14 protein-coding genes are annotated in these 12,434 nt (G+C 41.0%); 1 reads left to right on the top strand and 13 read right to left on the bottom strand.

Annotation, left to right across the window (positions count from 1 at the left end):
- Positions 1-3 precede the first annotated feature (3 nt).
- From rnz to miaA, 4 genes are read right to left on the bottom strand one after another with little or no spacing between them, the layout of a single operon-like run.
- Positions 4-933, bottom strand: a complete 930-nt coding sequence (gene rnz, locus QM923_RS06220; RefSeq protein ID WP_414291247.1) for a ribonuclease Z — start codon at positions 931-933, stop codon at positions 4-6.
- A gap of 14 nt (positions 934-947) precedes the next feature.
- Complete coding sequence (locus tag QM923_RS06215; protein WP_414291246.1) at positions 948-1,571, bottom strand: cystathionine beta-lyase; 624 nt, start codon at positions 1,569-1,571, stop codon at positions 948-950.
- Positions 1,564-2,802, bottom strand: coding sequence for a GTPase HflX (gene hflX, locus QM923_RS06210; RefSeq protein ID WP_414291245.1), 1,239 nt, complete (start codon positions 2,800-2,802; stop codon positions 1,564-1,566). The genes QM923_RS06215 and hflX overlap by 8 nt, the downstream gene beginning before the upstream one ends.
- Positions 2,795-3,679: a tRNA (adenosine(37)-N6)-dimethylallyltransferase MiaA gene (gene miaA, locus QM923_RS06205; RefSeq protein WP_414291244.1), complete on the bottom strand. Its 885-nt coding sequence runs from the start codon at positions 3,677-3,679 to the stop codon at positions 2,795-2,797. Before miaA ends, hflX begins: the two co-directional genes overlap by 8 nt.
- Before the next feature lie 122 nt (positions 3,680-3,801).
- Here miaA and QM923_RS06200 point away from each other — a divergent pair, with 122 nt between their 5' ends.
- Positions 3,802-3,972, top strand: a complete 171-nt coding sequence (locus QM923_RS06200; protein WP_001051780.1) for a DUF3042 family protein — start codon at positions 3,802-3,804, stop codon at positions 3,970-3,972.
- Positions 3,973-4,171: 199 nt separating this feature from the next.
- On the opposite strand, the gene QM923_RS06195 is transcribed toward QM923_RS06200, so the two are convergent.
- The 9 genes from QM923_RS06195 to mecA all read right to left on the bottom strand — a co-directional run bounded on the left by QM923_RS06195 (position 4,172) and on the right by mecA (position 12,316).
- Positions 4,172-5,011 carry a thymidylate synthase gene (locus QM923_RS06195; RefSeq protein WP_247912659.1) on the bottom strand — a complete coding sequence of 280 codons (840 nt, stop codon included), beginning with the start codon at positions 5,009-5,011 and terminating at the stop codon, positions 4,172-4,174.
- A gap of 53 nt (positions 5,012-5,064) precedes the next feature.
- The gene (locus tag QM923_RS06190) at positions 5,065-5,499 is read right to left on the bottom strand and encodes an HD domain-containing protein (RefSeq protein ID WP_247912660.1); all 435 of its coding nucleotides are present in this window, start codon (positions 5,497-5,499) and stop codon (positions 5,065-5,067) included.
- Positions 5,500-5,596: 97 nt separating this feature from the next.
- Positions 5,597-6,556 carry an ROK family glucokinase gene (locus QM923_RS06185; RefSeq protein WP_004252294.1) on the bottom strand — a complete coding sequence of 320 codons (960 nt, stop codon included), beginning with the start codon at positions 6,554-6,556 and terminating at the stop codon, positions 5,597-5,599.
- Between the two features lie 48 nt (positions 6,557-6,604).
- The gene (locus QM923_RS06180) at positions 6,605-7,222 is read right to left on the bottom strand and encodes an alpha/beta fold hydrolase (protein WP_414291243.1); all 618 of its coding nucleotides are present in this window, start codon (positions 7,220-7,222) and stop codon (positions 6,605-6,607) included.
- Entirely contained in the window at positions 7,223-8,944 is a 1,722-nt protein-coding gene (pabB, locus tag QM923_RS06175) for an aminodeoxychorismate synthase component I (RefSeq protein WP_414291242.1), read from the bottom strand. It abuts the gene before it with no gap.
- A gap of 72 nt (positions 8,945-9,016) precedes the next feature.
- Positions 9,017-10,132, bottom strand: a complete 1,116-nt coding sequence (gene msrB, locus QM923_RS06170) for a peptide-methionine (R)-S-oxide reductase MsrB (RefSeq protein WP_414291241.1) — start codon at positions 10,130-10,132, stop codon at positions 9,017-9,019.
- A 9-nt stretch (positions 10,133-10,141) separates the two neighbouring features.
- Positions 10,142-10,702 carry a redoxin family protein gene (locus QM923_RS06165; protein ID WP_414291240.1) on the bottom strand — a complete coding sequence of 187 codons (561 nt, stop codon included), beginning with the start codon at positions 10,700-10,702 and terminating at the stop codon, positions 10,142-10,144.
- Positions 10,703-10,867: 165 nt separating this feature from the next.
- Positions 10,868-11,431 carry a TIGR01440 family protein gene (locus tag QM923_RS06160; protein ID WP_016466630.1) on the bottom strand — a complete coding sequence of 188 codons (564 nt, stop codon included), beginning with the start codon at positions 11,429-11,431 and terminating at the stop codon, positions 10,868-10,870.
- A gap of 147 nt (positions 11,432-11,578) precedes the next feature.
- Positions 11,579-12,316 carry an adaptor protein MecA gene (mecA, locus tag QM923_RS06155; RefSeq protein WP_006148076.1) on the bottom strand — a complete coding sequence of 246 codons (738 nt, stop codon included), beginning with the start codon at positions 12,314-12,316 and terminating at the stop codon, positions 11,579-11,581.
- Positions 12,317-12,434: the final 118 nt, after the last annotated feature.

The raw sequence follows: 12,434 nt of genomic DNA, 5'->3' as shown, positions 1-12,434 counted from the left end.
ATTCTAGATTTCCACTTCTTCCAAGTCTTTGACCACATGGACATTTTCAAAAATTGTTGCAGCATCTTTCTTAAGCTGGCTGATATCTTTTGAAAGAAAACGGGCGCTGATATGGTTGAGCAAGAGTCGTTTGGCTCCCGCTTCTGTTGCCACCTGAGCAGCCTGCATATTGGTTGAGTGACCGTGATTGCGAGCAATTTTTTCATCACCCTTGCCATAAGTCGATTCATGGACAAGGACATCTGCATTGACAGCCAGACGCACACTGGCATCTGTTTTTCGAGTATCCCCTAAAATTGTAATAATCTTACCAGGGCGTGGGGCTGAGATATAGTCTGCTGCCTTAATCTCGGTGCCGTCTTCTAGGACTACATCCTGCCCGTTTTTGATTTTACCAAAAAGCGGTCCAAATGGTACGCCGGCAGCCTTGAGCTTTTCAGCATCCAAGGTCCCTTCTAAATCCTTTTGCATGACACGATAACCAACACAGAAAATAGTATGATCCAACTCTTCCGCATATACTGTAAACTTATCCGTTTCAAGAATTTTCCCAAGTGAATCTTGATCAAACTCATGGAAATGAATCTTATAGGGCAGGCGTGAACCTGACACTCGTAGACTGGTCAAGACAAAAGATTTGATGCCTTGGGGACCATAGATTTCTAAATCTGTCTGCTCTTCATTGGCTTGAAAGGCACGGCTAGAAAGAAAACCAGGCAAACCAAAAATATGATCTCCATGCAAGTGTGTGATAAAGATCTTGCTGACCTTACGTGGTCGAATAGTGGTTTCCAGAATGCGATTTTGCGTTCCTTCGCCACAGTCAAAGAGCCAAACTTCGTTAATCTCGTCCAAGAGTTTCAGGGCGAGACTTGAAACATTGCGGGCTTTAGAGGGCTGACCAGCCCCCGTTCCTAAAAATTGAATATCCATTCGATACTTTCTAATTAATCAATATATAACATAGCAGTGCGGTTTTCCGAGCGATAATAAAACTTGCCAGAAAAGGCTTTAGCTTCTTGTAGCAAATCCTCTTGACTATAGCCTTTGAGACGTTTGCGACCATCTGCCAAGCTTTCCAAATCTGTCAAAGCTGTGAGATTTTCCAGGCTGACTACTTCCTCTTCACCAATCGCCTTCATGTAAATCTTACCAGACTCCACAAAAACTAGCTGATGGGGAAAAATTTGCGCTATCTCAAAGAGTAATTCATCCGTAATTGCTTCCTCGTTCTCTGAGAAAATGCGACCAAGACCTTCTTTCTCGTAGCAAAAGCCAAAGGATTTACCAGATAGATTGAGGCGAATAAAGGGCTTGCTTTCTTCCGTGAAACTTGGTTCAACATTGTAAAGATTTAGTTCTTTACTGACTTCCGCAAAATAATCGGTCGCAGCTTGGGGACTTTTTTTCTGGTAGAGCTCGGCAAAGTAGGCATTCACTACGCTGGGTGGAGGTGTAATGAGAGCTAGTTGCTCCTCTTCAGACCTACCAGCTAAAAGTTGGTCCAGATAGACCTTGTCTAGACTTGTATAGCCACCATATCTGAGAGCTAATGTTTTGATATCAGTCATAAAATTCCTCTAATCTCCATTTGTTTCTCTCTGCAATGTAGCCTCTGATGACTTCTCCATCATCTTGGTAGTCACGTTCTTCAAGAATCGCAACACTTTCTAAATCATGAATCTTGTAAGATTTAGAAAAAGGCACGCGCAGGGTAAATACTTCAAAAATTTCCTTGATCTTATCTAGCAGTAAAGCCTGCAACTGTTCGCGACTATTCTCAGACTTGGCAGAAATCAATGCATAAGGCGTTTGAGTAGGTGTGAAATCCTCCACCAAATCTGCTTTATTATAAAGGGTTAAGCGAGGAATATCCTCCATGTCCAAATCTTTCATGATGGAGAGGACCGTTTTTTCATGTTCCTCATGGTAAGGATTGCTAGCATCGATGACATGGACCAGGAGATCTACATACTTGCTTTCTTCTAGGGTTGATTTAAAACTCGACACCAACTCTGTCGGTAGGTCTTGGATAAATCCAACGGTATCTGTCAAGGTTACCTGTAGATTGCCGCCAAGATGGATGCTCTTAGTCGTCGCATCCAGAGTCGCAAAAAGCTCATCTGCCTCATACTGGGTCTTGCTGGTCAAAGTATTCATAATAGTTGACTTACCAGCATTGGTGTAACCGATCAAACCAATCTTAAAGGTACTTGACTCCAACCGTTTTTCTCGAACTGTCGCTCGATTTTTCTCAACCACCTTGAGTTGACGTTCGATATCTGTAATCTGGTTGCGAACACTACGACGGTTAAGCTCCAGCTGACTTTCACCTGGACCACGGGAACCAATTCCCCCTGCCTGACGGCTGAGCATAATCCCCTGACCAACCAACCGAGGCAAGAGATACTTAAGTTGTGCAAGATGAACTTGTAGCTTACCTTCATGGCTTCGAGCTCTCATAGCAAAGATATCTAAAATCAACTGCATACGGTCAATGACCTTGACACCTAAGACTTCCTCTAAATTGACATTTTGTCGAGGTGTCAGACGGTTATTGACGATGACAGTCGTGATTTCTTCTGCGTCCACCATTTGAGCAATTTCTTCCAACTTACCAGAACCGACAAAGGTCTTAGAGTCGTATTTTTCTCGTTTTTGTCTGTAGCTATCTACTACAACAGCCCCAGCTGTCTTGGCTAAACTAGCCAGCTCTTCCATGGAGAGGTCAAAATTATCCATGCCCTGGAGTTCAACTCCAATAAGTAGGACTCGTTCCTCTTTTTTCTCCGTTTCAATCATTTAAAAACTCCTCAATCTGGTTTAAAATACGGTCTTTTACACCAGATTCTCCTATCTGATAAAAGGTCACCTGCATGCGATTGCGGAACCAGGTTAGCTGGCGCTTGGCAAATCGGCGAGTCGCTTGCTTGAGACTATCGCTAGCCTCCTCCAAACTCTGCTCTCCACGAAAATAGGGGAAGAGTTCCTTGTAACCTATTCCTTTAGCAGCCTGCACATCTGGATAATGGTCAAACAACCACTTAGCTTCGTCTAGAAGTCCAGCTTCAAACATCAGGTCCACTCTGTGATTGATACGCTCATAAAGCTGACTACGCTCATCATCTAAGCAAATAATCAGCGGATCATATAAACTTTCTTGATTTTCCAAATCTTGACCAAAATGAGCAATCTCCAAGGCACGAATAGCACGACGACGGTTAAACTGGGGAATTTCAAGACCTGCTTGCTCTACCAGATGAACTAACTCCTCATCCGAAACAGGTTCTAAGCTAGCTCGGTAGGCTAAAATTTCCTCATGTGGTGTCTCTCCACCAAGATGATATCCCTCTAGTAGACTCTGAATATAAAGTCCTGTCCCACCAGCTATTATAGCAAGTTTACCGCGATTTTGAATATCCTCGATGGCTACCTTTGCTTCTGAAACAAAATCAAAAGCCGAGTAAGACTCGGTTACATCTCTCACATCAATCAAGTGATGAGGGACAGTTGCCTGCTCCTCCGGACTTGCCTTGGCTGTTCCAATATCCAGTCCTCGGTATACTTGTTGGCTATCCCCACTGACTACTTCACCATTGAATCGCTGAGCAACTTCAATGGCTAGGGCAGTCTTTCCAACAGCTGTTGGGCCAACAATCACAATTATTTTGCTTTTCATCGTTTTTCCTTGAAAAATTCCCATTTTTTCGTTATTATTATTATATCACAAAATAGACAGGCAGAAAAATGCTATATCTTAAGCTATTTCCGTCTGATTTATAAATAAAAGGAGGAAGACTCATGGCTAAAGGATTTGCTAAAGGTCTCGTAACAGGTGTTGCAGGAACTGTTGCTGCTGTTGCAGGTGCAGTATACGCATTCAAAAAGAAAGTGATTGAACCAGAAGAACAAAAAGCAGCTTTCATCGAAGAAAATCGTAAAAAAGCAGCTCGCCGTCGCGTATCACGCTAATACACAAAAAGAAGTTGGAATTTCCAACTTCTTTTTTTCTATTCTTTTATACTCAATGAAAATCAAAGAGCAAACTAGGAAGCTAGCCGCAGGTTGCTCAAAGCACTGCTTTGAGGTTGTAGATATGACTGACGAAGTCAGTTACATATATCTACGGTAAGGCGACGCTGACGTGGTTTGAAGAGATTTTCGAAGAGTATTAAATAGCTAGGTCAAACTTCAATTGTGGCTTGATTGGATCATAATCAACCAGCTCAAAATCCTCTGCTTTAATATCAAAGAAATTAGTCTTGTCTGGTACATTCAAGACCAAACGTGGTTGGCAATTTGAAGGCTCACGACGAAGCAATTCCTGAGCTTGTTCAAATTGATTGTCATAGATGTGAAGGTTGTTGATAAAGTAGAAGAATTTCCCAACTTTCCAACCAAAGTGTTTAGCAATCATCATCTGAAGAGCCACATACTGCATGGCATTGATATGGTGGGCCACCAGCATATCGTTAGAACGCTGGGTCAAGGTTGCATCCAGATAGATGTCCCCATCTACACGACGGACATCAAACATAGTCTGAAAGGCACATGGAAGAAGACCGTCTGTTTGCTCAAAAGCTTGGTAATCCCAGAGAGAGATGATATTGCGACGGTTCCAAGGATTAGCTTCCAACTGTTTGAGGATTTTATTGATGATGTCGTGCTTTTTAACAACAGCCCCGTAACGCTCACCGATTGTTCCTGTATCTCCAACTTCCCAATCATTCCAGTAGTGAACATTGTACTTATCATTGAGAACTTCTAGGCTATTTGTCTGGTCTTGGTAGATCCAAAGTAGTTCTTTTATAGCTGATTTGATAGCAATTGGACGTAGGGTTGTGATGGGAAATTCACCCTTTGACAAATCATACTCCGCAAAAGCACCTGTAATGTACTTGGAGTTAGCTACTGTTCCATCCTTATACTTGGGACGAGCTTGTTCTGAAAAGACACCTTCATTGAGAATTCGCTCAATATTTTCTTTAAAAATCTTATCTGCTTTTGTCATTTACTCTCTCCTCAACGTTTATTCTTAACTAGTATAACATAAAAAGTTTTTTTCTACCTGCTCAGAAAATCAATAGCTTTTTTATATTTCTTCAATCTTTCCCTATCCTTTTCAGTAATAGAAGACAATCTCGATAAATCTGAATTGTGTTTTAGATCAGCTAATTTTACTACTCTTGCAAGAGGATTTTTCTTCACAGTTTCTAGATATGTTTGATAATCTTGCTCCTTTTTCTTTGTCAAAACCTGAACAGCAGTAACTACTGTTTCTGGTAAACCAGCTTGTAATAGTTCTTCAGCTGAAACAGGACTATCCTCTATAACATCATGTAGCAGAGCCACTGCTTTTTCTTCTTCAGTATCAACTTGGCTTGCTACATAGATTGGATGTTCTATATAATCTACTCCTGCCTTATCCAGTTGCCCTTCATGAGCTTGCCTAGCAATAGACAAGGCTAAATCAACCATGGATTGTTCTGTAGTATTCATCCAAAATTCCTCCTATCATTATTGAGTTATTACTTTATTCTAACAACTTCAACTTAAAAAGAGCTTGATCAATAACCAAGCTCTTGATTCATGTGCTTTATTGCAAGACAAGAGATGCTGCTCCAATCACTCCAGCGTCATTTCCTAGAGTTGCAAGAGCTAATTTTGTTGTTGTACGAACTTGTGGGAAGGTATTTTCGTCATAAACCTTTTGAACACCTTGTAGAAGGAATTCTCCGGCAGCTGAAACTCCACCACCGATAACAATTGTTGATGGATTTAGGATAGAACCAATGTTGGCACATGCAATACCCAAGTAGCGTGAGAAGTTACGGTAAACGATTAAAGCTAGGTCGTCCCCTTCTTTTGCCAAATCAAAGACAGTTTTAGCAGTTACTTCTTCTCCGTCATCAATCAAGCGTTTCAACTCTGCATCTCCTTCATACTCATCTGCATAACGACGAGTCAAGTTGACAATACCTGTTGCTGAAGCTACTGTCTCAAGACAGCCTTTTTTACCACAAGTACATGGGATTGGTTGGTCAAAGTCAACAGTGATGTGACCAAGCTCACCAGCAGCACCAGCAACACCGTGAAGCAATTTACCTTCTGCCACGATACCGCCACCAACACCTGTACCCAGAGTCATAAAGACAACGTCTGGTTGGTTTTCACCAGCACCCATCCAACGCTCACCAAGAGCAGCTACGTTAGCGTCATTGTCGATAAAGAATGGAATACCCAAGGCTTTTTCCATTTTCTCTTTGATCGGTTGAAGAGTTTTCCAGTTGAGGTTGTAGGCACCAATAACAGTTCCATTTTCACGATCAACTACACCAGGTGAACCCATACCAATCCCTTGAAAATCAGTCGCAGCCAATCCAAGCAATTCAAAACGATGTTGAATAGACTCAATCATATCATCTACAATGTGGCTTCCTTCGTCCAAAATGTTGGTCTTGATAGACCATTTTTCTTGGATTTCTCCTTCTTGAGTTAAAATTGCAAACTTAACAGATGTCCCACCAAGGTCAATCCCAATAATCTTTTGACTCATCTTTTTCTCCTTTATGATAATATCAACTTCCATATTATTTTATCAAACTTATTTCAGCAATTCAAGAAAACTTCTAGTTATTTCTGCAAATTCTTCTGGTTTGGCTCTATTCAAGATATGAGGGCCATGAGGAATAATTTGAAACTGAGAATCTGGCATCAGTTGTTGCAGACCTTTCATAGACTTTAGATTAGGCTTATCCTGGCTACCACAGATTAACATAGTTGGATAGGGACAATTCCGTGCAATCTCTCTTAAATCAAGTGTTTTTAATTCCTCAGAAACTCCAACCATAAGAGCTTTATCTGCTCCCTGTTTCTCAAATATCCTTTTGGGGAGTAGTTTAAATATCAGCAACTGAATATAAAAAGGAATGTTACCAGCTAGTTTCAGTGGGCAACCTGACAAAATCAAGGCCTGAAGATTTGGCAAATCGTAACTTGAAAGCTCCAATGTAAGTGCAGCCCCTAAGGACAAACCGATTAAGACAAAAGGTTCTATCTCCTCTGACAACTGCTGATAAATGCGCTCCTTAGCTTCTTGATAGCTAGCAACTCCGGAAGGAAATAACTCTAGGGCTTCAGAGGGATAATCTGCAAGAAAATCCTGAACTTCTTTCCAGCTATCAGCTGACTGACCTAAGCCATGCAAAAATATTAGTTTCATTTAGTTCTCCCTTACTGACAACTCATACAAGCCCCTAACCGCATTACAGCCATAAATAACCTCTGCTTGCTTCAAATCTTCTATGGTTAAGACCTTCTCTTCTACCTGCCCGATTTCAAGTAAATGCTGGCGATAAATCCCTGGTAACAGGCCTAGCTGACTAGGAGGTGTATAGAGCTTGCTATTCATTTTTAAGACCAGATTCCCAATAGAGGTTTCAAGCAATTTCCCATCAGCAGTGTGATAGATGATTTCCTGCTCTCCCACTGTCAAATGTGGTCGGTATGTCGTCTTAAAGTAGGTAAAGGACTGCTCCAAATCCGCTTCCTGTAGACAAAGTTTGGCCTGACAAAAGTTAGAGCTAAGTGGTGTCAATACTTGTCGTTCAATTTCAATCTCTCCAGATTTGCTGAGACTGATTCGCAAACGGTAGTCTTGATGAAGGTCACAAGCCTGGCACTCCTTCTCTAACTTTTGTCTTAAAACTTCTTGGTCAAATGGAAAGGCAAAATAACGACTAGCCTTTCGCAATCTTTCTAGATGTTGCTTTTCAAAGAGCAATTTTTTCTGGCTGATTTTCCCTGTCGTAATCAGCTGAAAACGAGGCTGTTTGCGGTAAAGAACCGCTGCTTTTTGCTGGACTTCACGGTATTCTGACTCCCAAGTACTATCCCAAGTGATGCCACCTCCGACACCATAGATGGCTTGCCCTCCATGCAGTTGAATGGTTCGAATAGCCACATTGAAAATTCGTCGTCCATTGGGAAGTAAGAGGCCAACAGTTCCACAGTAAACTCCTCTAGCTTGTGGTTCCAAGTTCTTGATAATTTCCATGGTCGCTATCTTGGGAGCTCCTGTGATGGAGCCACATGGAAAGAGTGAACGGAAGATTTCTTCTAAATCAACATCTGGTCGTAACTGACTCTTGATAGTCGAAGTCATCTGCCAAACTGTAGAATACTGCTCTACTTGGCATAAACGCTCCACATGCTCACTACCAACCTCAGAAATACGATTCATGTCATTTCGCAAGAGGTCCACTATCATCATGTTTTCTGAACGATTTTTGGGATCCTGTTCCAACCAAGCCGCCTCTTTCAAGTCGTCATCGTTATTCAAACCACGTTTAGTTGTGCCCTTCATAGGGCGAGTCGTCAATTCACGATCATTTTGTTCAAAAAAGAGTTCTGGACTCATGGAAATCACTGCCATATCATCATGCTCTACGTAAGCATTATAGCCCGCTTCCTGCTCCACCACCATACGATTATAGATAGCAAAAGGATTGGCAGACAAGTCCTGCTTGAGTTGGACAGTATAATTGACCTGATAGGTATCTCCTTGTCTTAAATGATGGTGAATTTGGGCAATCGCCTTTTCATAGTCCTCAGCAGATGTTACTTCCTGCCAGTTTGATGGCAAATCCACCTCCTCATAAGTCAGAGGAATGCTGGATGTTTCAACGCTGTCATGAATAGTGAAATAGAGGAGATACTCTCCTAACAAGGGACCCTCGTGAACCGCTAATTTTTCCTCAAAAGCAGGTGCTGCTTCATAACTAACATAACCAACTACATAATAGCCCTGTTCTTGGTAGCTTTCCACTTGTGCCAGCAAGTCTGCTACTTCTGCTAAATCTCTGGTTTTTAACTCTTTAATAGGCTGGGTAAAGGTGTATCTCTCGCCCAAAGCTCTAAAATCAATCACTGTTTTTCTATGCATATCCTAAGTATACCATAAAAACCAGACCCCAAACAGGAGATCTGGCTTTTTAACTAATATGGTTGAGAAAACTTACTCAACATAATCTAACAAATAACCATAACCCTTTTCTTCCATTTGATCCTTTGGAATAAAACGGATAGACAGGCTGTTAATACAATAGCGAAGCCCTCCCTTGTCCTGAGGTCCGTCTGTAAAGACATGTCCTAAGTGGGAATCACCAGTTCGGCTTCTGACTTCTGTTCTGACCATATTATAAGACTTGTCTTCCTTGTAGGTCGCAACATCTGGACTGATAGGCTGGGTAAAGCTTGGCCAACCACAACCTGATTCAAATTTATCTTTCGAAGAAAAGAGTGGTTCACCAGTTGCTACATCCACATAAATACCTGCTTCAAATTTATCCCAGTAACGATTTGAAAAGGCGCGTTCTGTTTGACCGTTTTGAGTCACTGCATACTCCTCAGGAGAGAGAAGTTTTTTCAATTCATCGTCACTCGGTTTTGGATATTTACTGGCATCAATGACAGGATAGGCAGCTTGATTGACATTGATATGGCAATATCCATTTGGATTTTTCTGGAGATAATCTTGGTGATAGTCCTCAGCCACGATAAAATTTCTTAAGGCTTCCTTTTCAACCGCTAGAGGCTGGTCATACTTTTGAGCAACTTGCTCAAAGACTTGATTGATGACTTCTAGGTCCTGATCGTCCTTATAGTAGACTCCCGTTCTGTACTGAGTCCCCACATCATTTCCCTGCTTATTTTTACTAGTTGGATTGATAATGCGGAAATAATGGAGCAAGATTTCTTTTAAAGAAATTTGATTGGCATCGTAGGTCACATGAACTGTCTCAGCATGGCCTGTTTGGCCGATCAATTCATACTGGGTTGTTTCTCCTCTACCATTCGCATAGCCAGAAACAGCATCTGTCACACCTGCTACTCTTGAAAAATACTCTTCAACTCCCCAGAAACAGCCTCCCGCTAGATAAATTTCATGTAGGTCAGCATCTTTACTTGGCTCAGTTTTTTTCTTGGCCTTTTGTCCTTGACTAACTGCTGCCTTCTCGATTTGAGTGGTATCAGTGTAGCTAGCACTTCTTTTTTCCAAAAGAAACAAAACTCCGATGATGATGCAAATGATCACTCCAATTAAGAGTATTGTTTTTAATTTATCATTCATGAGTAGCCTCTAATTCATAGTCTTTAAATTCTCTAAAATAATTTCCTTGTCCATAAAGCCTGGCTGGGTCTTAACTAGTTTACCTTCTTTATCAATAAAGGCCTGAGTCGGATAAGAACGAACTCCGTAACTCGCTAAAAGTTGTCCTGACGGGTCTAGAAGAACAGGGAGATTTTTATAGTCCAAACCCTGATACCATTTTTTAAAGGCTTCTTCTGACTGCTCCCCTTTTTGACCAGGAGAAACGACTGTCAAAACGACATAGTCATCACCAGCTTCTTTTGCCAGTTCATCAGTATCAGGGAGGCTGGCTAGACAAATAGAGCACCAAGATGCCCAAAATTTGAGATAGACTTTTTTGCCTTTGTAATCTGATAGACGATACGTTTTACCATCAACTCCCGTGAGTTCAAAGTTTGGAACTTCTTCTCCTTTTTTTGTTACCTGAGAACTAACTTGCGCTTGTTTGTCTTCATTTTGCTTATCAGCCTGGTTCCCCATCTGATTTTTACAAGCTGACAGACAGAGTAGACTAGCGCAGACCAATACAGTTGCTTGCCATTTCTTCATTTTCATCACCTTTCTCACTCATCATATGAATATAGATATTGTATTATAGCTCTATTATATACCTATCACCCTAAAAATACTTGAAATCTGTTTGGAAAATAAGGCATCTTTTGGGACACAAAAAACTCCCACCTGCTTAGCAGACGAGAGCTTTCAACTTTTTATCTATATTTTTCTTATAAAATCTTGAGGATATTGAGCACGCGCCCCTCCAATCAGTTTCGGACGACTAGCGAGGGCAGTTACATGGGCTTGGCCGATTGATCTCAAAACTGGACGTATCGGTACTTGAACATGTTTGATATGCATCCCTATAGCCGTATCTCCAATATCGAGTCCTGCATCTGCCTTGATAAATTCGACCTCAACTGGGTCTTTCATATAGCGAAAGGCCGCCAATTGCCCTGATCCTCCAGCGTTCAGTGTCGGAAGAACACTAACAATCTCAAGATTGTATTTGATTGCAACCTCTCGTTCTACTACCAAGGCCCGATTGACATGTTCACATCCCTGAACTGCTAGATGAATTCCTCTCGCTGACAAGATTTCTAAGATCTTTTGAACAATTAATTCCCCAATTTCTTGACTAGAATCTTTCCCGATGTGTCCTCCTATCACCTCACTAGAAGATAAGCCCAAAACAAAGAGAGCTCCCTCATGGAGAGAAGCTTTTGCTAATACATCTTCTAGGATTTCCTCTACCTCTTTTTGTAAATGTCCTTGGTCCATACTTTACCTCGCTTATTTCCTTCTATGATATCGTTTTTTCATCATTTTATCAAGCTGGGAACATAGTTTCGCTTCCAAACGACTGTTTATATTTTCTAAATCAAAAAAGACAGAGAATTTCTATCTCTGTCTCATTTATAACCATCATTATACTTTTTGGAGTCCTTGAACAGCATCATGATTAATGATAACTTGACCGTATTCTTGGAGAACTGAACGGCTGATATCACTATCATCGGCAAATTCACGCATGCGAGCCAATAACCACGCTGGATAAAGACTTGGATGATCTTCTACATCAACCAAAACTGTTAGATAGTATTGGTCGTTCATTTTGTAAAGTTCTGAAGTCTCCATTTGGTAATCAACTGTTTTCGCAAAAGAAACCAAACTAGTTAAGTCGTCAAAGCGTAGGATGTAGTAGATATAAGGTTCTCTTTTCCCTTCATCCACCTCAGCAATTTCATCAATCGCTGCTTCCTCTTCTTTTTCAACCTGCTCTAGAGATTGAATAGCTTCAATGTCTTCTTTAGTTTTCTCTGCCATGGTTTTTTCCAATGTTTTCAAGAACTCATCTGGAGACATTTTTGCTAGTTCATCCATGTCAGGAAGGTCTGCCAGATCCTCAAAATCCAAATTTTGGTCAATCTTAGACTTGGTTACAAAGACATCAACCTTATCAGGCTTCGGTGTCACTCGGAAGCTAAGCATACCTGTATCCAGGAAACTGTCTGGCATCTCTAACTCATCCAGAATGGCATAGAAGAACTCTTCTGTTTTTTCTTGTGGAACGAGAAAGTCTGCGATTTCCATTCCACGATCCATCAAATCTTCTAAAGACATCGTGATTTTTAAAGTCGTATCACTGATTTGTTTCATTTTCATAGTTCGTAACCTCATACTTTCAGTTCTATCTATTATACAAGATTTAAATGATTTTATCAAAAGAATGGCGTTGGAATGTGATATAATACTAGTATCTATTTTAGAATGTAAGAAAGAA

Source organism: Streptococcus infantis (assembly GCF_047463275.1).
GTDB classification, from domain to species: domain Bacteria; phylum Bacillota; class Bacilli; order Lactobacillales; family Streptococcaceae; genus Streptococcus; species Streptococcus infantis_AF.
Note: the sequence above shows the minus strand (reverse complement) of the source record. Positions and strands in the feature narration are given on the sequence as shown.